Source organism: Novosphingobium ginsenosidimutans (assembly GCF_007954425.1).
Taxonomy (GTDB): Bacteria; Pseudomonadota; Alphaproteobacteria; order Sphingomonadales; family Sphingomonadaceae; genus Novosphingobium; species Novosphingobium ginsenosidimutans.
Map to the genome: position 1 here is coordinate 1,555,700 of NZ_CP042345.1, position 22,282 is coordinate 1,577,981.

A 22,282-nucleotide genomic window follows, 5' to 3' on the forward strand; every position below is an offset into this window, starting at 1 on the left:
TATGTTTGGTTGTATTCTATTTTTATAGGCCTCTGCCGAAGAAGAACTCTAACTGGACCCTCGGGTATTCTGGGCACTTGTCTACATTTGCCAATAGCTTGGCCGCATTTGCCCATAGAATACAACCCCGTATTTAGCCCACCTTCGCACTCGGGTCGGAAGTTACCGTCGCAAACGTGCCTAGATTCTACTCGTCGCACCGATTTCCTAAGATGCGCGATGGCGTGGCAACTAATTGCGGATTGGCATTGCTTGCTATTTAATTGATTAATCAGAATTAAATCAAGTGATGGATGATTTGGGTTCAGAGACCTTTTCAAAAATAGGGGATGCTTGGATGTTCGATCGAAAGCGCGCTGTGGTTGCAGTCGTAATGGCCCTTGCAGCCGGGCTTGCGGGTTGCTCAGCAGCTGACGATACCTCCGCATCAGGGCCTGAGGCGACCGCGACTAACACTCCGGCATCAGAGTGGCCCGCCAGTCTCCCGGTTGTCGGCGACGGCTTCCCTTCTGCAGGTGCGCCGTGCCGACGGATTGGCGAAAGCGCAGCAACAGTCAATTATCTTGAAGACAGTGCCTCGCTGGTGGGCTGCAAAGCCCAGGCAGACGCCGAAGCGCTCGGTGGCAAGGTCCTGACCGTAATAGACGGGATCACCTTGGTGTCGGTGCCAAATGGCGCGAGCACCGTTTCGGTAAGCAGCGACGCCAAGGTTGCGGGGACCGACTACAATGCGACCGCCGAAATTCCCTGCGCTGGGTTCCGTGGCCAGCCGATGGGCAAGTGCCAAGCCGGGGTAAAGCGCAATGGCGAAGGCGGCGTGACGACTGTCGAGGTCCAATGGCCTGGCGGGGGCAGTCGAGCACTGTTCTTCGACCAGCAGGGCAAGTTTATCTCGGCCGACACCAACCAAGCTGACGGCTCAGCTGCGTACAAAACCGTCAGCAAGCGCGATGGCGATCTGACCACGATCTCGATCGGCCCGGAGCGATACGAAATCCTGGACGCATTCATCATGGGGGGCTGATCTCTCGCTACGTGCCAGCTCCTGACGAGGGGAATGTTCTTTGGATTTCATGCGTATCCTCAAATCCCTAGAGGAACTTCTCTATGAGGTGATGGTGCTGCTCGTCTTCTATCCGAGGACACTTTGGCTCACACTGCGCCATCCCCAGCGCATGATGGACTATGCCGATACCGAACTGGGGGACGTCCAGTCCGAGCAATACACCGACACACTTTCGCCACCACTTTTCCTGATGATTTCGCTGGCGATCAGCCACGGGATTGAGCTTGCGGTGCACTCCACAATCCCGGCAGCGCAACAGACGAAGCTACTCGCTACCAGCGAAAATTTGCTGCTGTTCAGAGTTTTTGCCTTCAGCTTGCTGCCGCTGGCGCTGTCATTGCGGCTGTTGGCAGGCCTTAAGATCGATCTTACTCGCGAGACGCTGCGCGCACCGTTTTACGCGCAATGCTTTATCACCGCGCCCTTCGCCTTGTCGATTGGACTGGCGTTTTCACTACGTCACTACTCGCATGATGTCCGCGACCTGGCCGGGACTGCGCTAATTGTCACGTCGACCGCGTGGTTTCTTTGGCAGCAGGCAAGTTGGTTTGTGGAGAAGCTGGGATTTGGGTTCTGGCGAGGGCTGCTGGCGGCCGTGTTTGCAACAATCTTGGCTGCAATTGGGATGATGGCGGTGGGCTTCGTCATCGTCGAATTGACGTGAGGTCATGATGGACGCTGGACCTGCCATCGACACGCCCAAAGAGCTGGTCTGGCCAATGCCGAATTGTGGATCTCGCTGTCCAGTGAAGCGCGCACCTCGCGACCGCTGGGCCATCGAGGCTGGGCAGCGTGTGCCAGATTACCACCGGGGTGCGCTGCCCAGTTTTGGTCGCAACGATAACAGCGCTCATTCCCGCAAACCGGAATACCGAACCAAACTTTTCGCATCAACAGGAGGCAAATCGTGAGATCAGAATACAAAGCTATCATTAGCGCCACCATCTCAGTGGCTCTGGTTGCATCGTCCAGCGCCCCAGCCCTGGCCGCGAACGCCCGCGACCTATCTGACCTGGTCGGTGCACGAGCCGGTCAGGCAGAAGGTGATCTTGAATCAAGAGGTTACACCTATATCACCGGTAACGAAGGCTCGTTCAACACGAAGCACGCCTACTGGTGGAATTCGAATGGCAAGAACTGCGTGCATATCGAAACGCGCGACGGTCGCTACGCTTCGATCCGCGATGCATCAAAGGGGGATTGCAACCAGAAGGACGGTAGCGGTGCCGCAGCTGCTGTCGGTGCGGTGGCGGGTATTGCGCTTCTGGGGGCACTGCTTTCGAAGTCGCACCACCGCGATGGCAAGAATTACAACGATGCCCAAACCGCCGAGTTTGAGCGCGGCTATCGGGATGGTCTCTATAACACCAGCTATCACAACTATAATCGCGTCGATGCCTACTCGGATGGCTATTCGAAAGGTGTAGAGGAGCGTTCGGCCAATCTGCGTCACCGGGATTATATGCCCAATCGCGGCGGCTATTTCGCCGTGGTCGATGTCAGCGACCTGAATGGTGCCCGCGCCAGCAGTGCGGATGATGACATGCGCAGACGCGGCTTCAGCAACGTCGACAGCTTCAAGTCTGGAACGAGCTCCTACACGATCTGGAATCGCAAGGCGACGCACCAGTGCATCCAGATGACCGTCGCTGACGGTTCCGTCCAGGATATCCGGGATATCGGCACCCACCCGAAGTGCCGCTGATTGTGGTCGGCGCGGGGCCATAGTCCCGCGCCGCAACACAGGCCGAACAAGAGCTGAAATGAAGGAACTAATGATGAAGAGACTTTCTACCAAGACCCGCCATGTCGTGCTCGGCCTAGGGCTGGCGCTCGCCACTCCGATCCTCGCACAAATCCAGTCGCAGACCGTGACCTTCCCTCGAGGCGCTTCCTCGACCACGATCAATGCGCGGATTCAGGGTGATGTAACCAGGGACTATATCGTGCGCGCTGCCGCCGGTCAGACCATGACCGTTTCGATGCGGGCAACCAACCCTTCGACCTATTTCAATATCCTGCCTGCAGATTCGGACGAAGCCCTTTTCATCGGCTCAACAGCGGGCAACAATTACACTGGCCGCTTGCCGCGGACCGGCGCCTACACGGTCCGGGTCTATTTGATGCGCAACGCGGCACGCCGAAACGAGGTCACAAACTATCGCCTGACGATCGGGGTTGTCGGCCAGCAGGGTGCAGGACAGCGGCCCGGTGCTGGCGGCGTCAGGCCGGTATCGATCTCCGATATCAAGGGCATGAATTCCATCGCAGCAATCGATGCAATGACCGGGCGCGGCTTCCGTGACGTCGACTCCTTCAGCTCCGGAAATTCGCTTTACGGCATCTACTTCAATCCCCGCACGCGGCAGTGCGTACAGCTTACCAACGCCAACAACCGCGTCTTGGACGCCAGCGATATTCGCACCCACCCCAAATGTCGCTGATCTAGGACTGGCTTGGTCAAGCCCGTCCCAACCGACACCCATTCACCGAGAGGCAGTCTGAAATGAAAAAGACACTTAGAATGGCATCGATCGCAGTCTCAATACTGGCGATGTCGGCTACGGCTGTGGCCGAGGCGCCCCCAAAGGCGGCGATCGGTGAATGGGGCGTCGATACTGCTCAAATGTCTAAAACCGTGCGGCCGGGTGATGATTTCTATCGATACGTCAACGAAGGCTGGCTGAAGACAGCCAAGATCCCCCAAGGTATTCCGTATATCGACGGGTTCGTGGAGGCCTATCTCAACACCGAACAGCGGGTGGGCGGCATCATCCAGCAATCGCGCGAGAGCACCGATGCGCCGGGCAGCCCTGAACAGATGATCGGCGATTTCCACCGTTCGCATGCCGATATGGAACGTCGCAACGCGCTGGGCATCACGCCGATTGCCAGCACACTTTCAATAATTGCTGGAACAACCGATCGGAATGACATCGCTAAGCTGATGGCGTTGCCGTGGATGGATGGCTTCATCGGCGGCGGCGTGATGTCCGATGCAGAGAACCCCCGCCGCCAGATCGCCGCAGTCGGCGTCGGCGGTCTAACCATGCCGTCGCGGGACTATTATCTGGCCGATACCGAACCCTATATCGGTCATCGCAAAGCGCTGCAGGCCTATATGGCAGACAGCTTCCGCCGCGCCGGCATATCCGATCCGGAAGGTCGCGCCGCCCGGGTAATGGCGCTGGAGATGGAGATTGCCAAGCGCCACTGGACCTTGGCCGAGCGCCGCGACGTGGTGCGGATGAACAACGTGATGTCCCCGGATCAGCTTGCCGCCTTTGCGCCGGGCTTTCCCTGGGCCGCCTACCTGGCCGAGCAGGGTTTCACCGGGCAAACCCGCATCAAGGTGACTACCGATACGTCGTTGCGCGACCTGGCAGCGCTTTTCGCCGCCACCCCGGTGGCCGACCTGCAATCCTTCCTGCTGTTCAAAACGCTGAACGGCTGGGCGGATTCGCTATCGGAACCATGGGTGCAGGCACATTTTGATTTCCACATGAAGCGGCTGAACGACACGCCGCAACGCCGGGCGCCCGAACTCGAAAGCATCGCGTCAGTCAACGCAGCAATGGGCGAGGAAATCGGCCGCATCTATGTCGCACAATATTTCGGTGCAAGGGACAAGGCCAAGGTGGAAGAGATGGTGGGCTATCTGCGCGCCACCTATCGCGATCGCATTGCCAAACTGGACTGGATGGATGCCCCCACCAAGGCCGAAGCGTTGAAGAAGCTGGAGAAGATCACCACCCACATCGGCTATCCGGATAAATGGCATGATCGTTCCAGCGTGCGCATTACTGCCGATGACTTTGTCGGCAACCAGAATCGGCTGCTGGCCTGGACAACGGCGGATAGCCTGAAGAAGTTGGCCGAAGGCACGCGCGACTGGGAGTTTCCCTATCCACCGCAGGAAGTAAATGCTGGCTACAGTCCCGCAACCAACAGCATGACCTATCCGGCCGGCATCCTGCAGCCACCGTTCTTTGATCCTAAGGCCGATCCTGCGGTGAACTTCGGCTCGATTGCGGCGGTGATCGGCCACGAGATCGGCCATGGGTTCGACGATCAGGGAAGCCGTTCCGATGGCGATGGCAAGCTGCGGGACTGGTGGAGCGCGGCCAGCCGCGCCGAGTTTGAAAAACGCACCGCTGGCCTGGTGGAGCAGTTCAACGGTTATGAGGCGCTGCCTGGGCTGACGATCAACGGCCGCCAGAACTTGGGCGAGAATATCGGCGATCTGGGCGGACTTTCCGTAGCCTACGCCGCCTATCAAACCTTCGTGAAGGAAAAGCAGGGCGGCAAGGCGCCCGTGATAGGCGGCTATTCCGGTGACCAGCGCTTCTTCCTGGCCTGGGCGCAGGTTTGGCGCAACATCACCTCCGAAGGTGAAACCCGTCGGCGAACATTGTCCGATCCGCACAGCCCCGGCGAATTCCGCACCAACGGCGTCGTTCGCAACGTCGATGCCTGGTATCGGGCGTTCAACGTGAAGCCGGGCGACAAACTCTATCTGCCCCCGGAAAAGCGGGTGAAGATCTGGTGAGGCAAGAAGAGCCGGGCACCCAGCACACTTGATCCGTCAGCGCTCGGTGCCGCAACGACACAAATGTCTCCAGTTCTAGGTTGAGACTGAGGAGATAGCTTCATGAAACTCTATCTTACAGCAGCGCTTCTTGTTGCCGCTGCTACACTGGGCGGATGCCAGCCGAACGCAGCAGCACCGGTTGTCGGCAATGCTGCCTTTGCTGGCCTCGCTGGTACCTCTTGGCGCTTTGTCGAATTCCAATCCATGGATGATGCCCAAGGGACCAGCCGCCCCAAAGATCCATCACGATACACGCTGCGTTTTGAACCGGACGGCAGGCTCGCCGCCCAGCTTGACTGCAATCGCGGGGTGGGCTCGTGGAAAAACGAGATATCCAACGCCACAGGCGGCAGCCTCGCGATTGGACCGCTGGCGACGACGAAGATGCTCTGTCCGTCCCCATCCATGGGCGAATTGGTGAGTACCCAGCTCAATTATGTGCGATCGTTCACAATCCGCGACGGCAAGCTCTTCATGAGTCTGATGGCGGATGGCGGGACCATCGTGTGGGAGCGAAACGATGCGGCGAACTAGGCCAGGATACGTTCTCGCCGTTATTAGCCTGCTCGCGGTGCCGAATGTGTTGATCGCCCAAGGCAGCAAAGTCAGTTCAGCAATTGAGCTGGCGCGGCAAGCGGAGGGGCTGCGGCCCGGCCAGTGGGTTTGGGCACCGGAAATCTCCCCTGACGGCCCAATGACCGTTTACGTTGACCTGTCCCGCCAACAAGCGACGATTTATCGCAATGGCGTAAGAATTGGCGTCTCTACCGTTTCGACTGGAAAGCCGGGACATGAGACGCCAGCCGGGGTGTTTGCGATTCTGCAGAAGGATGCAAAGCATCGGTCAAGCACCTACAACAATGCCCCCATGCCCTACCAGCAGCGCCTGACCTGGGATGGCGTAGCCCTCCACGCAGGCGGGCTGCCCGGCTATCCCGAGAGCCATGGCTGCGTGCATCTGCCACTTGAGTTCTCTCGCCAGCTCTTTGGCGAGACTCGTATGGGCGGAACCGTGATAATCGCGGGCCGCGCCAGCAACCCCACGCTTGTGCCTGCAGCAGGTGTCCTGGCGCCTCTGGGCGAGAAAGGCACCGTCATTCCCCACGTGCCGCTGGCGGCAAATGAGGCCTACCGGTGGACTCCCGAGGCATCTCCGTCTGGGCCAATTACGATGATCGTTTCCAAGAGCGATCAACGCATAGTGGTATCACGAAACGGTGTAGAAATTGGCAGGGCGCGGATTCAGGTACCAAGCCACGATACGGAAACCCACGTCTATACCTACACGACCCTGGCCGATGGTCGTTCCAGCTGGGTCGTCGTTGGGGTGCCGGGGCATGGCGGGGGGTCTGGCCAGCTTCTCGACATTGGCGTGCTCGATGACCTGCGAATGCCGCACGAGTTTTACACCGCTTTGCGCGGGGTGATCGTGCCCGGTACGACAGTATTGGTAACCCAGGCCCCCATCCTTCGGCGCAATAGTGGCAGGGAAATGACCATCATGGCTAGCCGGGAGAAGTAGTTTGCCAGATTTTGTTGGCTTGCATGTTCTCTTGGCAGTGTCTTCATTGGGGCTGGAGCCGGGAGCTCCCCCTACAGTCGCGCCCGTCCCTCCTCCCATGGAGCAGATGGCAGCCAACTGCCAGCAGCCCAGCTATGCCACGGATGTTCTGGTTTGCAGCAATGCCGAACTGCGGGCGCTGGATGCGCGCATGCGGCAGGCATATCTCGCCGTCGCGCCGAACTTGGATGCAGTGAAATCTCCGTATTTTGAAGCTCAACCCTTGTGGCTGCGTCGACGTAGCATGTGTGCATTCCAGGAGCAGCACGCTGCATGTGTCAAATCAGCCTATGCGGAGAGGTTGAGCATCCTTGAAGCTGTTGCGGCCACACGTTTGGCGACGAGACAATACAGCTGCAATGGGCCTCGCGGCAAACCTGGGCTGTCCGCGACAAAAGCCGATTCAGGCTCGATTACCTTATGGCGTGGCCCTTTTTTGTATGCAGTAGCTGTCCAAACCTCACCTGCCCCCGGGTGGCAGCAAGAAGTTGGCGTGAAGGAAAATGGCAAGAGTTTAATACTCTCCCATAGGGGGCTGCCGTCAATCACATGCCAAAATATCTAAAAAAGAATTTCAATCGGAGTTACTAAAAGCTATTTGACGGTTATTTTGTCAATTTCATTGCCGCAGCACCGTCATACTTTCTCGGAACACTCCAATGTGAGACTGGTGCAGCGGCAACTTGAATTGGAGATTTACGAATTATGCTGCGCAAACTTCTCGCGGAATTATTGGGAACGTTCTGGCTCGTGTTTGGGGGGTGCGGATCGGCTGTTCTGGCGGCGGGCTATCCAGATCTCGGCATTGGCTTTGCGGGCGTGTCGCTTGCTTTTGGCCTGACCGTGATGACCATGGCCTACGCGGTTGGCCATATCTCCGGTGGGCATTTCAACCCGGCCGTTTCGCTTGGGCTAGCAGTGGCAAGGCGCTTTGTCTGGCGCGACTTGCTGCTTTACTGGTTTGCGCAGGTCCTGGGAGCGACGCTGGCTGCGGCAGCCCTATATGCTGTCGCTTCTGGCAAAGTGGGCTGGATCGCAAGCAACTTTGCCAGCAATGGCTATGGTGTCCTCTCACCAGGTGGCTATTCGTTGACGGCGGCATTGGTGGTTGAAGTAATTCTGACGGCTGGCTTCATTCTCGTGATCCTCGGGTCAACGGCTGCCCGTGCGCCGCAAGGCTTCGCCCCGTTAGCCATCGGCCTCACGCTAACACTAATCCATCTCGTCTCGATCCCGGTCACAAATACGTCGGTCAACCCAGCGCGTTCGACCGGTGTGGCACTTTTTGCCGAAACGAACGCGTTAGGTCAGCTTTGGCTGTTCTGGATCGCGCCCTTGCTGGGGGCCACGATCGGCGCGCTGGTCTGGCGCGTGATTGGTTCTGACGACGAGGTGGGATGAAAGCCGATTCACAAGTGTGATCTTACTCTGAAGGGCATCGAATGCTGAAAGTGGCTTTTGGCGGAACGTCAACGCAATGGCTTCGAACGGCTATCGCGCTCTGCCGCGCATTTTGCTGCCTTGTTGGCCTGAGTTACTCAGTCCCAAAAGCGATGGCCGCTACGGTTCAAATAAGCAGTACGGAGCTTGTGACGATTTCTGGTGTCACCGCATATGATCCTCAGTCACTAGCTTCGACTGCGGCAGCGCGTCTGAGACTCAGCAACCGGGCAGAAACAGTCGAAGCACTGGCGGACACAATTGAGGTTATCTACCGGCAAGATGGCTTTCTTTTTGCCGAAGTTGCTGTGCTGAAAGACACTGCCGGCCGAAAGTCCATTGCAGTAGATGAGGGAGTGGTCGACGCGGTCAAATTCGATGGCTTGAAGCCCGATCTCGCAAGCGCCGTTTCGAGGATCCTTGCTCCCGCAGTGCGTAAAGCGCCCGTGCGCCAAAAGACATTTGAGCGATCGCTCGCACTCGCCTCAGACCTTGCTGGCCTGCAGGTGCAAGCACACTTGGCCCCAGAGGGTGACAAGTCGATCTTGTTTATCGAAGGCAGCGTTCGCAAACAGTCGGGTGTTGCGGGAGTGGAGATGATACCGACCCGTCCTGGATACGCCTTGCGCGGGTTTGTATCACAGGAGTTTTACGGCCTGGGCACACCGGGTGACCTGACCAGATTGACCGGCCTTGTCTCGCGTGAGAATGGCGGCGGCATGTCGGTAGCTGCGTTCGGCACGTACCGTGCGCCCGTATCGGCTGACGGAACCTACATTGAGCTATACGCCGGCAACGTGGTTGGTCGCCGAACCTTCAGTGACGATCAGACAACTTACAGGCTCCGTGGCTTTACGGCCGGGGCGCTGATTGGCCTTGTTACACGCAGAGATCTCCAGAATTTCTCATACCTTATTGTCGAGGGCGAATACCAGAAGACCAGATCGCTGTTCGGGCTCAATCAAGCGGAGAGTGAGGCCTTTTCTACGCGGCTGCACTGGACCCACGGGTATGATTATGTCCGAGGTGGCATTTTGCGGTGGGGACTGACCGCGTCGGCAGGAGTGCGACCGGACGATGACAAGCCGACCTTTACCGATGGACCGCGCAGTTTCGCACATCTGCGTGGCGAATTTGGCATGGTGCGCGTGATCAGCCGAGATAGCAATTCCACCATCCGGTTCGACGGCAGGGCGCAGATTTCGGCAACCACCCTGCCGGAGGTCGAACGGTTCTCAATGGGGCACGCACCGTTCCTGCGGAGCTATGCGCCCGCCGAAGTTGATGGTGATAGCGGGGTTTCCGGTACGATCGAGTTCAGTAGGGCATTCGAGAATCTGCATTCCGGCCGGATCGAATCGATCGCGCCTTTTGCTTTCCTCTCAGGCGGCGTAGCCTGGCTGGAAAAGCCCCGTCAGGTATTCAACGAACGAAGGTCATGGCAGATCGCATCCACAGGGATCGGGGCCGACCTCCGTTTTGGTGGGTGGCAAATGTCAAGTTGGATCGCTTTCCCGTTTTCTGATGGGCCTCGCACAGCCGCTGGCGATCCGGCATTTTACTTATCCATAACAAGGGGTTGGTAGATGTTGACGCGGCAAATCCAGCTGCTTGTCAAGTTGGCGGTGGGGATCAGTGTTACCACGGCGGCGTATGGGGAAGGCAACCATAATGGTTGGTGTCAGGGCGTTGGCAACAAGCATCAGAGCACCGCGTGTGCCGGCGGCGTACCCACGATAACCAACCCTCAACAACCGCAACCGATTGTCAACACGATCAGCGTTTCGGTGGTGGGTGGCACAACGGAGACTTTGACACAGCCCCTGCTGCCACAGCTGCAGAACAACGATTCAACGATTCAGCTTCAGCCGCTGGTCCAGCCGCCGCTGCCAAACCAGGGGCCGACCGTGGTTCCGCCGCTGCAGCAACCTCCGGTCGTGCAGCCGGTGCTTCAGCCGGTGCTCCAGCCGCCCCTGCCGAACCAGGTTCCAACCGTGGTTCCGCCGCTGCAGCAACCTCCGGTCGTGCAGCCGGTGCTTCAGCCGCCGCTCCAGCCGCCCCTGCCGAACCAGGTTCCAACCGTGGTTCCGCCGCTGCAGCAGCCGCCGGTCGTGCAGCCAGTGTTTCAACCGCCGCTGGTCCAGCCGCCGCTGCCAAACCAGGGGCCGACCGTGGTGCCGCCGCTGCAGCAGCCGCCGGTCGTGCAGCCAGTGCTTCAACCGCCGCTGGTCCAGCCGCCGCTGCCAAACCAGGGGCCGACCGTGGTGCCACCGCTGCAGCAGCCGCCGGTCATGCAGCCAGTGCTTCAACCGCCGCTGGTCCAGCCGCCGCTGCCAAACCAGGGGCCGACCGTGGTGCCGCCGCTGCAGCAGCCGCCGGTCGTGCAGCCAGTGCTTCAACCGCCGCTGGTCCAGCCGCCGCTGCCAAACCAGGGGCCGACCGTGGTGCCACCGCTGCAGCAGCCGCCGGTCATGCAGCCAGTGCTTCAACCGCCGCTGGTCCAGCCGCCGCTGCCAAACCAGGTTCCAACCGTGGTTCCGCCGCTGCAGCAGCCGCCGGTCGTGCAGCCAGTGTTTCAACCGCCGCTGGTCCAGCCGCCGCTGCCAAACCAGGGGCCGACCGTGGTGCCGCCGCTGCAGCAGCCGCCGGTCGTGCAGCCAGTGCTTCAACCGCCGCTGGTCCAGCCGCCGCTGCCAAACCAGGGGCCGACCGTGGTGCCACCGCTGCAGCAGCCGCCGGTCATGCAGCCAGTGCTTCAACCGCCGCTGGTCCAGCCGCCGCTGCCAAACCAGGGGCCGACCGTGGTGCCGCCGCTGCAGCAGCCGCCGGTCGTGCAGCCAGTGCTTCAACCGCCGCTGGTCCAGCCGCCGCTGCCAAACCAGGGGCCGACCGTGGTGCCACCGCTGCAGCAGCCGCCGGTCATGCAGCCAGTGCTTCAACCGCCGCTGGTCCAGCCGCCGCTGCCAAACCAGGGGCCGACCGTGGTGCCACCGCTGCAGCAACCGCCGGTCATGCAGCCTCCCAGCGGAAACCGCCCTGACCGCTTGCCGCGACCTCAAAAGCCGGCCGTGACCTCACAAATGCAACCAACCAACAATGGGGATAAGATAAATCGCCAAAACATCATTTCTTCGGAACTCGGCAGATCACTTCCGACGGCACGAGATGTGCTATCAGGTACGCGCGAATACCAGTGTATAAATAGCGGCTTTGGGCGTCGCTATCGCCTTCTACCTAATGGCAAGCTTATGGCGATCGGGCTTTCTCCGATTGTGCGATCGCCAGACAATGTTGCACGCGACGTTCCTGCGGTGACCAACAGAACGGCTGAATGCGTTGTTTCGCGAGAGCGCCGGTGGAGACCCAACAGCGATACAGATGAGTGAGGTGAATTAAAACCAACTAAGGTTGGTGGATCGGGTGACAACGGACAGAATTCATCTCAGTCCACGCCAATTCAACCAGCAACGCTTTTGCGATGATCGACAGACCTTCAAGTGCCGCTGCACTGGCCTATTGGTAATCACTCGTAGCCTAGGCGCTCGCACTCAAAGCCAATGCTCTGTCTATATGAGACGAGTTTCGATTCGTCTGATAGGTCTCTGAATGTGGATGGCTTAAGGGATATCGCAAATGGCTAGATTTTAAACGGGCGCCTCTATCTCCGGCCAATAGCCCGCACCAAGCCCCCAGTTATTGCTGTAAAGCGGCTGAATGCATGACCGCTTATGACGAACCAATCCGAAGCAGGGAACGACAGCATTTTCAGCGAGAGCCGACTCCGCGCGCATGTCTGCTTTGTCGTCGTGTCCGGACAGTCCTCTGTGGATGGCTCCCGCGTTGCAAGTGTAAAGTGATGATCTGGCCGTTGGTCGGGTGCAGTCGTCTGTCCGGCCTGTTGATGCAGTCGGTGTAGACTGCTGGCCCTGATGGATTCCGCGAACAAGGTCCGATCGGCTTTGCAGGCTATTACGCCTATGACTGTCCTTGGGTTGTCCTTGTTCCCGGTCCGACCGGTTTTGCCATCACATCCTTCGCTCTCACAACATCGTGAAGCTGATCTCCTCAGCTAAGCTCTTGATCTAGGCTACCGCCAGCATAGGCGCATGCCCGCGTTCGAAGACGCCGCCGCGCGCCATGATCGCCCAAGCGATCCGCGCCATCTTGTTGGCGATGGCGACCGTGGCGACGCGCGCGGGCTTTCTGGCGAGCAGAGCGACAAAGCGCGGATCGACCGTGCTGGGTTTCTCCTTGGCGTATCGGACCAGCGCGGTTGCGCCGACAACCAGGAGCTGCCGCAGATATCTGTCGCCCATCTTGGTAATGCGCCCCAGTCGCTCCTTGCCGCCACTCGAGCTCTGCCGCGGGGTCAGCCCCAACCAGGCGGCGAACTGGCGTCCTGACGAGAACTGGCTCGGATCGGTCACCGACGCGGCGAGCGCGGTCGCGCCGATCGGCCCGATACCAGGGATCGTCGCCAGGCGCCGGGCCCTGTCGTCGCTCCGCTGCAGAGCGGCGAGACGCAGATCGAGCTTGCGCAACTGGGCGTGAAGCTGAAGCAGTTGCCCTGCCATGATGGCGACGACGTTCGTCGCCTCGGTTGGCAGATCGAGTTTGGACTCGCCGTCAACGATATCCCGCGCAATCTGCAGTGCCTTCACGATCCCGACCGGGATAGCGATCCCCAGTTCGGCGAGCACGCTTCGCATCATGTTGACCAGCTGCGTGCGTTGCTTGATCAACAGGCTGCGCACGCGATGCAGCGACAATGCCGCCTGCTGCTCGCGCGACTTGATAGGCACGAACCGCATCGTCTGACGTGTGACCGCTTCGCAGATCGCCTCGGCGTCGGCGGCATCGTTCTTACCACGCTTCACATATGGCTTTACGTAAGCCGCCGGCATCAGTCGCACCTCATGACCCAGCTTGGTCAATTCGCGCGCCCAGTGATGCGACGTCCCGCAGGCCTCGGCGCCTACCATGCACGGCGGCAACTTCTCGAAGAACGGCAGCATCTGCGATCGCCGCAGCGCTTTGCGAATTACGACCTCACCGGTCGCGCTGATACCGTGAACCTGAAAAACGTTCTTGGCCAAATCCAGGCCGATCGTGCTAATCTCCATGGCGGGTGGCTCCTTTGCTCGGGTTTGCATGACAGCAACCCATCTTGGCACTCAGATGCCGTGAGCGGGAGCCATCCACCCCATCCGCTCTTGGGGAAGATCGTGCGTTAGCAGCCATTGAACTTGAGCCACTCAGCTTCGGAAATGGCGGCGCTCCTTACTATGAGGCGGAGCGCTGTATGGCTGACCGACTAACGCCGAACTCCTTCGCAAGCGTACTTAGCGAGGCACCCTGACTTCGCCGCAGCCGGACCGCATCGCGCTGCTCCTGATTCAATGCGCCAGGACGGCCGAGCTTCTTCCCTTGTGCCTTCGCGCGCGCGAGGCCAGCCTGGGTTCGTTCGACCAGGAGATCCCGCTCGAACTCCGCGACCGAAGCGATCACCGACATCGTCATCTTCCCGGCAGCACTGGTAAGATCCACCCCACCGAGGGCTAAGCAGTGCACTCGGACCTGCAGCTCGGCTAGCTGCTCAATGGTTGCTCTCACATCCATCGCGTTGCGACCTAGGCGATCGAGCTTGGTCACGACAAGAACGTCATCCCACTCCAAGCGCTCGACTAGCTTCCGAAAGCCTTTTCGCTCCATCGCTGGGACTGAACCGGAGATGGTTTCAGAGACAATGCGACGCTCATCGATCGCAAACCCAGCCGCCTGAATTTCCATGACCTGGTTTTCTATAGTTTGGTCAGCTGTACTCACACGGCAATATGCAAAAACGCGCGTCATAGTTGCCTCATCCGTTTCGAAAGTGTGTATCGAAACAAATTAGCATGTTCGAAATTCAATGGCTAATTTACGAAGCAGAGCGAGGTGGTGTATCAAAAACGCTCGTTTCTGGCACAGCAGAACCGATCAACCATCAGTGAGATATACTTTATTATATATGGCGTTCTGCGTTGCTTATATTTTAACAACAGGGTTTTCCATGTGACAACGACGTTGGTCCTGAGCGATGTCCGAAAATTCCAGGCAAGCCAATGACGGCTTCGTGGGACGATCCGGAAAGGCAGCTTCCGTCGACGCAGAAGAGTAAGCGGACATCCTGTCCACCACCTTTGAATGATAAAATGCGATTGTTGCATGTTGGACTTTTGCCCATGACTTAGCCCGCGAATGACGCGTCGTAGAGTGCGCCTGGATGCGGACGACTGCGGAGCGTTGTGGCTGGACGTCTGATGGTCAGAAGGATAGCCTGCGGCAAGTTTAGCTCAACTTGGGGGCGGGTGTGGAAATCCTACTAATCATCTGGATTGCATTCGGAATCGCGGCTGCGATAGTGATGAGCAACAAGGGCCGAAGTGGGTGTGGCGGTTTTGCCCTTGGCTTCCTTCTCGGCCCCATAGGCCTGGTGATAGCGCTGGTGGTGCAAGCCGATCATCGCGCCATGGAGAAGTCGGAACTGGAAGACGGTAAAATGCGAAAATGTCCGCACTGTGCCGAAGTGATCAAGGCTGAGGCTAAGAAGTGTCGCTATTGCGGATCTGACGTTCCACCGCTTGCCTGACAAATGGATCATATTGACGTTGCGCAGATAGATCGGGCCGGCATCGAGGTCCGCCACAAGATTGCGATTGCGGATTGTGTAATGGCTTGGGGCGCTTTTGATGCCCACCTCCGCGCACTTTTGACCTCAATCGACGGGCGCGATCTGTCTGCGGGTGCTGCAGATTACGATAAGCTATGGACGCAAGTCGCCTGGACGAAATTGCTGCAACGTCTCCGGGATAAGGGCGCTCCAGCGGAGAGTTTGGCAAAGGTAAGGGCACACAAAAAGGCATACTCACGCCATGTCGAGGCGCGGAACATAATGGCTCATTCGGGTTGCGTTGGCGTTTGGGCCCGTGATCGAGATTATCTAGTCTTTGCCCCATTCGAAGCACATAAGCCGGGGCAAATGGCCATTGTGTGCCAACCGGTGTCAGTCATTGAACAATCGACAGCCTGGGCGACAGCATTCAGTGAAATGGCACACAGCATCATGACGCGGCTGGGCTACTAATACGGCTTATAGAGGAGCGATTGTTCGCATGAGTCCCAACAGTGGTCCTAGCCTCTCAGTAGCGGATTTGAACTCCGATCCCGAGGAAAATCGTGCGCTCGCAGCCTTCATGAGCGACCTCTACCGAGAGACCATGCTCAAAACGATGGATGTCGGCGCCTCTCTTGCCAAGTGGGTGCTCACTTCCCTGCTCGCGATAAACGGAGGCGCCGCTATCGCAACCTGGGGGCTCCAAATGAGCCCTGGCTCAAAGGTCGCTTCTTGCGCGGTATTCGTGGTCGGAGTGCTTCTCGCACTGCTTTCCGCCCATTTGAGCGTGAAGTCTCTTCCCGAGCGTATGGTACCGATCGGTCAGGCAATAGGCTATTGGATCTCAGTAAAATACGATGGCGAGAGAGTCGCCGATTTGGAAACGCACGAAATAAACATTGGCTCGGTAAACAAAGCTGCAAGCCGCGGTCCTGAGGCGGTGAGCTGGCTGTCTGCATTGGCATTTGTAATTGGAGTCGCCTTGGCAGGCTGGGGCGCGCTGCCTCACAACGCCTCGACTATCATCGAGGGCAGCAAAACCGGCACGCCTCTTAGAGTTGCAAGCCCTCCTATTGAACCAGCAGCAATCAGGCCGCCATCGCAATAACGATCCGGCTCGCATGCAGCCTAGAACTTGCGCTGCACCGTCGCCGGGTCATACCGCTCGCAAGTGCCAGAAAAGGCCCCCAGCACTCCGTTGATGGTCACCACCCCTGAAAGCCGATTAAGCCTGAACTTGGGCTTGTAGTTCGCATGAAGCCTGATCTGACCTGAAATCTCGTTTTCCGATTGTGTGACCTTCGTCAGGGTGAAAGATCCGTCCTGATTGGCCTCTTTGTAGGGGGACTGCAGGCGATCAGGCAGGCGAGCCGTGCCAGTGCTGTCCGGCTTAATGGCAAAGCTAACCGTGTCTTGGGTGCCGACGCGTTCAGTTTTTGCGTTTCCGCCAATGAAGTCGAGGGTGGTGCCTACACGCTCATCTTTGAGGGCCGTCCCAGTGCAGATCAAGTTGATCGGTGATGTTGCAGCTTCTGCGGCAATCAAGGCAACGAAAATGGAAAACGACATTTGCTCTCCCTTCGGCGGATAGATGAAGGCAGCCCTGGCAGGAGTCAAATTTGCTCGAAAACTTCGTGGCCAGGCGCACAAGCTTGCGCGCATGGAAAGGTGGGGCCGCGTTAGTTCCTGTTCCATTAGCGGCCCGCTTGCCGACTTCCAAGCTGATGAGCGTAGGGCAGTTATGAATGGGGTGATCTCTGGCGCGGAATGGCCGCTATGTCAGCGTAAAAGAGAGCTCGCTAGGCTTCTCGGACCAGATCGGTCAGCGCGACAAAAGAGGGAAGCCTGCCTACTTCGTTAACGTGCTCTGAGAACCGCTTGTCAGGCGCCCGGGATCAGCTAGCATCTCTACCTCTCGGAGAAGCAAGGCAGGGGCGGCTCGGGATATGTCTGACCCGAATGATCACGCGGCAAGCGACAAGCCCAACGTTCGCGTATTTCTGAGCTATTCCCGCGATGATCGTAACCGCGCCATGAAGATAATTGGCGCCCTTGAGGGGGCTGGGTTCGAAGTTTGGTGGGACGGACTACTGACTGGTGGCGAGACTTTTCTTCAAACCACCGAACAGATGCTGGAAATCTCCGATGCGGTTGTTGTGCTGTGGACGGCAACCTCGGTCACTTCTCATTGGGTGAGGGACGAGGCAACTCGCGGCCGTGAACGTAATTGCCTAGTTCCGGTCAGCCTCGATGGCAGTACGCCGCCGCTGGGCTTCCGGCAAATTCACTATGTCGACTTCTCCAAATGGAAGGGCCAAGCCGGAGGGTCGGAAATTGCCGAGCTTGTACGCGCAATACGTCAGGTAAACGCGTCAGGGACCCAATTTAGTGGTCCACTGGCCGGCCAGTCTGCCGCAAATCTGAAAGTCGCAAAGCGGATATCGCGCCGCTCACTCGTGATTGGAGGCAGCGCAGTCCTCGCGGCTGGCGGTACAATAGCCGGTTGGAAAGTTGGGCTCTTCGGTGCCGATGGGAATGTGAACTCAATCGCGGTAATGCCGTTTCGCAACCTAAGTGCAGACCCTGGCAAGAGTTATCTGTCTGACGGTCTAGCTGAAGAATTGCGCGCCATGCTCAGCGTCAACCGGCAGATCGAGGTTTCCGCGCAGTCGTCTTCGAACAGCGTCCGGGAGGAAAATTTGGCCGTGTCCGCGATCGCCAGTAAGCTCGGCGTCGCATACGTTCTTGAGGGATCAGTCCAGGTAGCTGGAGAACAGATGCGGGTTGTTGCGCGGCTAATTGGCGGCAATGACGGGTTCCAGAAGTGGTCGCAAGTATTTGATCGCAAGCTGAACGATGTCTTGGCGTTGCAAAGCGAGATCGCAACCGCCGTGACTGACGCGCTCGTCTCAACCATCCTTGGTGCGCAAAAGACCAAAAGCGAACGCATCGGTGGGACCAAGAATGCAAAAGCCTTCGATGCCTATCTGAGGGGGTCTGCACTTTTTGCGTTGGCTCAGGACGAGAAAACGGACCGACAATCGCTTGCGGACTTTGAAGAGGCCATAAAGCTTGATCCCGACTACGCGCTTGCGCGAGCTGCGCGGGCCCGTGGACTTTTGGTGGTCGGTGGCAGCTATGCCAGTGGGGCTGATATGCCGCTACTTTTCGCGGAAGCAGAAGTCGAAGCCCGAAAGTCCGTCGAACTCGCGCCAGATATGCTTGAAGGCCAAGCAGTGCTTGGCCAGTATCTTTACAGCAAACTTGATCTTACAGCCGCACGCGAACCGATGGAGCGCAGCAAAGAACTCGGCTTCGGTCATGCAGGCATTCTCAACCATTATGCAGTCTTTGCCGCATACTTAACCGAATTCGACAAGGCCCGCGATGCGCTGGTTCGCGCGAAGCGGCTTGACCCGCTCAATGCCAATGTTTGGCGGACGGCTTGCATAGTCGAGTTTCAAGCGCGCAACTTCTCTCAGGCGGAAGCAGAAGCACGCAACGCTCTGTCAATGAACAGCAAAATCAATGTGGCCAATCGCGTGCTTGGTGACATTGCTTTGGTGCGTAAAGATTATCATGCGGCGAAAGCATTTTTCGAGGCTGAGCCAAGCACTCTCTCGCGCCTGCGCGGCTTGGCCATAGCTGAGTTCAAGCTTGGCAATCCCATTGAAGCCCAGCAGAAATTGGACCAGCTCGTTACGAACTTCGGCACCAACAGTTCCTACCAGCAAGCGCAAGTCTTGACGCAATGGGGCGATACGGTCCGAGCGCTTGAAATGCTTGAACAAGCATATGAGATTCGCGACTCCGGCCTGCTGTTTCTGGGTGGTGATGTAATGGTCGATCCAGTCCGCAAGGAGCCACGTTTTGCTGCGATCATCGCAAAAATCGGGCTTGCCGCGAATAAAATTTAGTCTGATGCGAGGCTGCAATTATGAGCACTTCTGCCCCCGCATGCTCAAGCCGACTCCCGCTCAATGAATGACAGGATTCGAACTATAATCGGCGTGTACCAAATGTCGGCTAAGTTCGCGGCAGCAGACCTTCAAAGCGATGCCTGAAACCCAATCGGGCCGAATACGCCAGCACCGTTTCCAGGCTCGGTAAGCGAATGCAACCGACTGGTTGCTGCAATTCAGCACCTATGATCCCGCCAGTAGCGGTCCCAGCGAAGTGCGGTTCCGGACTGCACCATCGCGCAGGACAGGTCGCCAACGGTTGGTGATGTGCACCAGGCAGCAGTGCGGCTGCCCCCTGCGCCGCCGACGGACTGGCAGGTGAGCGTGGGACCATTGACCAAGACATGTCCCTCAACACTGGTGCCAGTCTGGCGTCCCACAAGCCTCACAAGAGTGTCGCGTGCCTCGATCGCACTCGCATCGGGACAAGGTTGATTGGCACTGCAGGTGCCATTCATTTCCTTGGCGGCGATCCCGGACAAGCGCACGTGAGGACCTTCGGCGCACCAGACCGGGCCGTCACCGTCCCACACCCGGATCGGCGTGCATTCAAAGGATTGGCCAGCTGGCACGATCGCCGCGGCCCAGAATATCAAACTGATCATCGGCCTCGGTATGGCTCACAGCCAACGCCGTCGCCATCCCGATCGAGATGTGGTCCGTAACCTGGCTGGCCGCGATAGACAGGAGCAGCACCAGCTGCACGCGCTTCAGCGCAGTTTCTGAATGCACCAACCGGGCTAATCCCGAAAAGCGACTGGCGTTCCTGACGCTGAGGAGCTGGCGCACCGCCACCATGGCAATGGTAGTCGCCGGTCTTGCGATTGTTGTGGCAGCCCTCCCGGTTGAGTCCACCCGGGTGAGCGGCTGCAACTGCGCCTTGCAACAGAAGGAGGCTGCTCAGCAGGACCTTTGCGTGCACCATGCCATTAGTCTGCGTTGGAGTTGTTAAAGAGTCGATACGTTTTCAACCAAGCATCCGAGTGCGCCAGTTTCTTGCTTTCCTACACATAACCAATCTGGTTATTTATAAGGAATTGTAGGAGCCAAGATATGCCAGTCGATTCTGAAACCATCCAAGCAATAGCTGCTCTTGTCGGTGCTATTGCTTCGCTCGTTTGGGCCTTGCGGCGACGTCGCGGCTGATGCTGAAAGCACCGGGACTATCAGCAGTTAGAAGCGGAGGCCTTGATAGGCGCTATCGCGAGTACTCCAGCTGCCGGATACCGCAACTCGCTTCAGAGAGGTGGAAGGGAACGCCTTCCACCTCTGCTGTTGCGTTAGGCCGTAAACGTGCTCTGCTCGTCACGCGCGTGAGGCAGGACAAATTGGTGGAGTCGCTCGCGTTTCATGCCAGGGGCAAGTGTGCCCCATGTGGCGAGGTTCTTGCCGTCAACCTTGAGCACTGCACGCACGTCCGGCGTGTTTCGGATGCTCTTCCAGTCTTCGAACGCTTCCTCGATCTTAGCTGGCCTGATCTTGATGATGCGCTTGCCACCTTTGACCGTGATCGTGCCAAGCGCTGCCATCGCGGCAGCTGACTGGGTAGTGTCATCCACCTCGGGCGTGATCACGACCAGTCTGCCGTCGGAGGCCAGCGCATGCAGGCGGTCTGTAAATTGAGGCCTAGCTAGGCTCATTCCGCGGTGGAGATCATGCACGGCAAGAGCGGTGGCCATGCAGTTAAACCTCAGCGGTAAGACCTTATAGCGCTTTGCCATCATCCCAGCGACGTAGACGGCCGCGATTGCAGAGGCGTCACGGTAGGCAACACCGCCAATGCCCTGATCGACGGCTCGGCTTAAAAAGCTCGCATGTAGTCGTGAGATACGTGCCTTAACGGCCGCAGCATCAGCGGTGAGATCGGCGTGCAGCTTTTTGACGAACTGAGGGAAAGCCAATCCGTGGTTGCTCGCAGCTGCAGCCAGAAGGCTATCCACGAACTCCGCACCATTTGAACAACCGTTCGGAACGGCCGTCAGCACCCCAAGCGGACCCTCCGGAATGGCTAAGGTAATGATGCGATCTTCATCTGATGTCATGCCGCAAGCTTCGCGAAATGCGCTGCGTCCAGACAGAAGGACCACCCTGTTACCTGGCGCCTGGAGGGTATCAAAAGCGAGTGCAGCGAAGGTCTCGGCCTTTTGGGGCTTGCTAGCAACGGCTAGGGCCGATGCGACATGATCTACAATCAGGGGATGATCGCGGGTATCGCGCTGAACCTTGGCCGGATCCCGCTTAATGTCCTTGAGCGCGCAGACATAGCGGCGCGGACCTATAGTCGATGCGGCCAGTACCTGGGTCACAGTTTTGCCGGTGTATCCGGGGCCGACCAATTCGAAGATCGGACTACCTACTTGCGGCAGGAACCGAAGTAGCGGGGGCAGGAACATCGCCATAAGCGCAAAGGCTGGGACGGGATGATCCTTTAGGGGCAGTGCAACGAGCTTCTTCCACTTGTTGATCGTGCCATGTCGCGCGACCCGATCATTGCCTGGAAACAGCACTTCGGGCGACGGACCATCACCGCAAGCGACCGTCTGATCCAAGAACGCAAAAGACCTTTGGCTCCAACCGACGTGGTCGCGGACACGTCCAGGGATAAAATCCTTGATCGCCCGGACTTCGGTGATGATCGCGTCAAGGTCCTCTTCGGCAAAAAGGGGGAGGCCGGCCAGATTTAGGTCATGGGCAAGCGTCTTGTTCGCGAGACCGAAGTCTTCATAAGGAAGGATCGCAGCACCGTGGTCAGCTTCGATGCTGACATAGCGGCGGCCGCTGTCGGCAAGGTAGCCGACGATGGAGGGATTCAAACTCATTTCGTTTACTCCAGACACAGGTGGTCTTTGCGAAACTGCAGGTGCTGCAGCCGCAGGCGGATTTTTCGGTCGTCGTGCGTGTCGATCGGGCGGACTTGTCCCGACTTTCCCGACATTCCCGACCAGTTCAGGCACTTTTCATGTTGGAAATGATGGATTTGGGATCAAACGGCGTGAAAAACGCTGTT

The 22,282-nt window shown here is 58.3% G+C and carries 20 protein-coding genes; 15 read left to right on the forward strand and 5 right to left on the reverse strand.

Features of this window, described 5'->3' with window-relative positions:
* The first annotated feature begins 289 nt into the window (after positions 1–289).
* From FRF71_RS07805 to FRF71_RS15450, 11 genes are all read left to right on the forward strand, one after another.
* Positions 290–1,024 (forward strand): hypothetical protein, encoded by a 735-nt coding sequence (locus FRF71_RS07805; protein WP_238339503.1) that lies wholly within the window; start codon positions 290–292, stop codon positions 1,022–1,024.
* A gap of 49 nt (positions 1,025–1,073) precedes the next feature.
* Entirely contained in the window at positions 1,074–1,730 is a 657-nt protein-coding gene (locus FRF71_RS07810) for a hypothetical protein (protein ID WP_147090077.1), read from the forward strand.
* A 243-nt stretch (positions 1,731–1,973) separates the two neighbouring features.
* Positions 1,974–2,771 carry a hypothetical protein gene (locus FRF71_RS07815; protein ID WP_147090078.1) on the forward strand — a complete coding sequence of 266 codons (798 nt, stop codon included), beginning with the start codon at positions 1,974–1,976 and terminating at the stop codon, positions 2,769–2,771.
* A gap of 58 nt (positions 2,772–2,829) precedes the next feature.
* A complete protein-coding gene (locus FRF71_RS15505; protein ID WP_192900045.1) occupies positions 2,830–3,510 on the forward strand; it encodes a hypothetical protein in 681 nt (226 codons plus the stop codon).
* A gap of 80 nt (positions 3,511–3,590) precedes the next feature.
* Entirely contained in the window at positions 3,591–5,615 is a 2,025-nt protein-coding gene (locus FRF71_RS07825; RefSeq protein ID WP_161597908.1) for a M13 family metallopeptidase, read from the forward strand.
* 102 nt (positions 5,616–5,717) lie between these two features.
* The gene (locus FRF71_RS07830; RefSeq protein WP_147090080.1) at positions 5,718–6,191 is read left to right on the forward strand and encodes an META domain-containing protein; all 474 of its coding nucleotides are present in this window, start codon (positions 5,718–5,720) and stop codon (positions 6,189–6,191) included.
* Positions 6,178–7,179: a L,D-transpeptidase gene (locus FRF71_RS07835; RefSeq protein ID WP_147090081.1), complete on the forward strand. Its 1,002-nt coding sequence runs from the start codon at positions 6,178–6,180 to the stop codon at positions 7,177–7,179. Before FRF71_RS07830 ends, FRF71_RS07835 begins: the two co-directional genes overlap by 14 nt.
* 97 nt (positions 7,180–7,276) lie before the next feature.
* On the forward strand, positions 7,277–7,783 hold the full coding sequence (locus tag FRF71_RS07840) for a lysozyme inhibitor LprI family protein (RefSeq protein WP_147090082.1): 507 nt from the start codon (positions 7,277–7,279) through the stop codon (positions 7,781–7,783).
* 140 nt (positions 7,784–7,923) lie between these two features.
* Positions 7,924–8,619 (forward strand): aquaporin Z, encoded by a 696-nt coding sequence (gene aqpZ, locus FRF71_RS07845; protein WP_147090083.1) that lies wholly within the window; start codon positions 7,924–7,926, stop codon positions 8,617–8,619.
* Positions 8,620–8,660: 41 nt separating this feature from the next.
* Positions 8,661–10,244 (forward strand): ShlB/FhaC/HecB family protein, encoded by a 1,584-nt coding sequence (locus tag FRF71_RS07850; protein ID WP_147090084.1) that lies wholly within the window; start codon positions 8,661–8,663, stop codon positions 10,242–10,244.
* A gap of 225 nt (positions 10,245–10,469) precedes the next feature.
* Positions 10,470–12,044: a hypothetical protein gene (locus FRF71_RS15450; RefSeq protein ID WP_161597909.1), complete on the forward strand. Its 1,575-nt coding sequence runs from the start codon at positions 10,470–10,472 to the stop codon at positions 12,042–12,044.
* A 696-nt stretch (positions 12,045–12,740) separates the two neighbouring features.
* Here the strand turns inward: FRF71_RS15450 and FRF71_RS07860 are convergent.
* Both FRF71_RS07860 and FRF71_RS07865 read right to left on the reverse strand, forming a co-directional pair.
* Positions 12,741–13,781: an IS110 family RNA-guided transposase gene (locus FRF71_RS07860; protein WP_147090086.1), complete on the reverse strand. Its 1,041-nt coding sequence runs from the start codon at positions 13,779–13,781 to the stop codon at positions 12,741–12,743.
* 160 nt (positions 13,782–13,941) lie between these two features.
* Complete coding sequence (locus tag FRF71_RS07865) at positions 13,942–14,511, reverse strand: recombinase family protein (protein WP_147090087.1); 570 nt, start codon at positions 14,509–14,511, stop codon at positions 13,942–13,944.
* 688 nt (positions 14,512–15,199) lie between these two features.
* On the opposite strand from FRF71_RS07865, the gene FRF71_RS15770 reads away from it, so the two are divergent.
* The 3 genes from FRF71_RS15770 (at position 15,200) to FRF71_RS07880 (ending at position 16,421) form a co-directional block, all read left to right on the forward strand.
* Positions 15,200–15,289, forward strand: a complete 90-nt coding sequence (locus FRF71_RS15770; RefSeq protein WP_420359397.1) for a zinc ribbon domain-containing protein — start codon at positions 15,200–15,202, stop codon at positions 15,287–15,289.
* 3 nt (positions 15,290–15,292) lie between these two features.
* The gene (locus tag FRF71_RS15775) at positions 15,293–15,784 is read left to right on the forward strand and encodes a hypothetical protein (protein WP_147090089.1); all 492 of its coding nucleotides are present in this window, start codon (positions 15,293–15,295) and stop codon (positions 15,782–15,784) included.
* A 109-nt stretch (positions 15,785–15,893) separates the two neighbouring features.
* Positions 15,894–16,421: a hypothetical protein gene (locus FRF71_RS07880; RefSeq protein WP_147090090.1), complete on the forward strand. Its 528-nt coding sequence runs from the start codon at positions 15,894–15,896 to the stop codon at positions 16,419–16,421.
* A gap of 20 nt (positions 16,422–16,441) precedes the next feature.
* On the opposite strand, the gene FRF71_RS07885 is transcribed toward FRF71_RS07880, so the two are convergent.
* Positions 16,442–16,882 carry a hypothetical protein gene (locus tag FRF71_RS07885; protein WP_147090091.1) on the reverse strand — a complete coding sequence of 147 codons (441 nt, stop codon included), beginning with the start codon at positions 16,880–16,882 and terminating at the stop codon, positions 16,442–16,444.
* A gap of 377 nt (positions 16,883–17,259) precedes the next feature.
* On the opposite strand from FRF71_RS07885, the gene FRF71_RS07890 reads away from it, so the two are divergent.
* Positions 17,260–19,230, forward strand: a complete 1,971-nt coding sequence (locus tag FRF71_RS07890; RefSeq protein WP_147090092.1) for a TIR domain-containing protein — start codon at positions 17,260–17,262, stop codon at positions 19,228–19,230.
* Positions 19,231–19,876: 646 nt separating this feature from the next.
* On the opposite strand, the gene FRF71_RS07900 is transcribed toward FRF71_RS07890, so the two are convergent.
* The gene (locus tag FRF71_RS07900) at positions 19,877–20,200 is read right to left on the reverse strand and encodes an excalibur calcium-binding domain-containing protein (RefSeq protein WP_147090094.1); all 324 of its coding nucleotides are present in this window, start codon (positions 20,198–20,200) and stop codon (positions 19,877–19,879) included.
* Positions 20,201–20,555: 355 nt separating this feature from the next.
* Positions 20,556–22,094: a DUF927 domain-containing protein gene (locus FRF71_RS07905; protein WP_147090095.1), complete on the reverse strand. Its 1,539-nt coding sequence runs from the start codon at positions 22,092–22,094 to the stop codon at positions 20,556–20,558.
* Positions 22,095–22,282 lie beyond the last annotated feature (188 nt).

Bases quoted from the DNA above. Each gene is read 5' to 3' on its own strand.
- FRF71_RS07890 (WP_147090092.1), top strand. From the start codon at position 17,260: ATGTCTGACCCGAATGATCACGCGGCAAGCGACAAGCCCAACGTTCGC.
- FRF71_RS07825 (WP_161597908.1), top strand. From the start codon at position 3,591: ATGGCATCGATCGCAGTCTCAATACTGGCGATGTCGGCTACGGCTGTG.
- FRF71_RS07900 (WP_147090094.1), bottom strand. From the start codon at position 20,200: ATGGTGCACGCAAAGGTCCTGCTGAGCAGCCTCCTTCTGTTGCAAGGC.
- FRF71_RS07830 (WP_147090080.1), top strand. From the start codon at position 5,718: ATGAAACTCTATCTTACAGCAGCGCTTCTTGTTGCCGCTGCTACACTG.
- FRF71_RS07835 (WP_147090081.1), top strand. From the start codon at position 6,178: ATGCGGCGAACTAGGCCAGGATACGTTCTCGCCGTTATTAGCCTGCTC.
- FRF71_RS07805 (WP_238339503.1), top strand. From the start codon at position 290: ATGGATGATTTGGGTTCAGAGACCTTTTCAAAAATAGGGGATGCTTGG.
- FRF71_RS07880 (WP_147090090.1), top strand. From the start codon at position 15,894: ATGAGCGACCTCTACCGAGAGACCATGCTCAAAACGATGGATGTCGGC.
- FRF71_RS15775 (WP_147090089.1), top strand. From the start codon at position 15,293: ATGGATCATATTGACGTTGCGCAGATAGATCGGGCCGGCATCGAGGTC.
- FRF71_RS07865 (WP_147090087.1), bottom strand. From the start codon at position 14,511: ATGACGCGCGTTTTTGCATATTGCCGTGTGAGTACAGCTGACCAAACT.
- FRF71_RS07810 (WP_147090077.1), top strand. From the start codon at position 1,074: ATGCGTATCCTCAAATCCCTAGAGGAACTTCTCTATGAGGTGATGGTG.
- FRF71_RS15770 (WP_420359397.1), top strand. From the start codon at position 15,200: ATGCGAAAATGTCCGCACTGTGCCGAAGTGATCAAGGCTGAGGCTAAG.
- FRF71_RS07905 (WP_147090095.1), bottom strand. From the start codon at position 22,094: ATGAGTTTGAATCCCTCCATCGTCGGCTACCTTGCCGACAGCGGCCGC.
- FRF71_RS07860 (WP_147090086.1), bottom strand. From the start codon at position 13,781: ATGGAGATTAGCACGATCGGCCTGGATTTGGCCAAGAACGTTTTTCAG.
- FRF71_RS07885 (WP_147090091.1), bottom strand. From the start codon at position 16,882: ATGTCGTTTTCCATTTTCGTTGCCTTGATTGCCGCAGAAGCTGCAACA.
- FRF71_RS07850 (WP_147090084.1), top strand. From the start codon at position 8,661: ATGCTGAAAGTGGCTTTTGGCGGAACGTCAACGCAATGGCTTCGAACG.
- FRF71_RS07840 (WP_147090082.1), top strand. From the start codon at position 7,277: ATGGAGCAGATGGCAGCCAACTGCCAGCAGCCCAGCTATGCCACGGAT.
- FRF71_RS15505 (WP_192900045.1), top strand. From the start codon at position 2,830: ATGAAGGAACTAATGATGAAGAGACTTTCTACCAAGACCCGCCATGTC.
- aqpZ (WP_147090083.1), top strand. From the start codon at position 7,924: ATGCTGCGCAAACTTCTCGCGGAATTATTGGGAACGTTCTGGCTCGTG.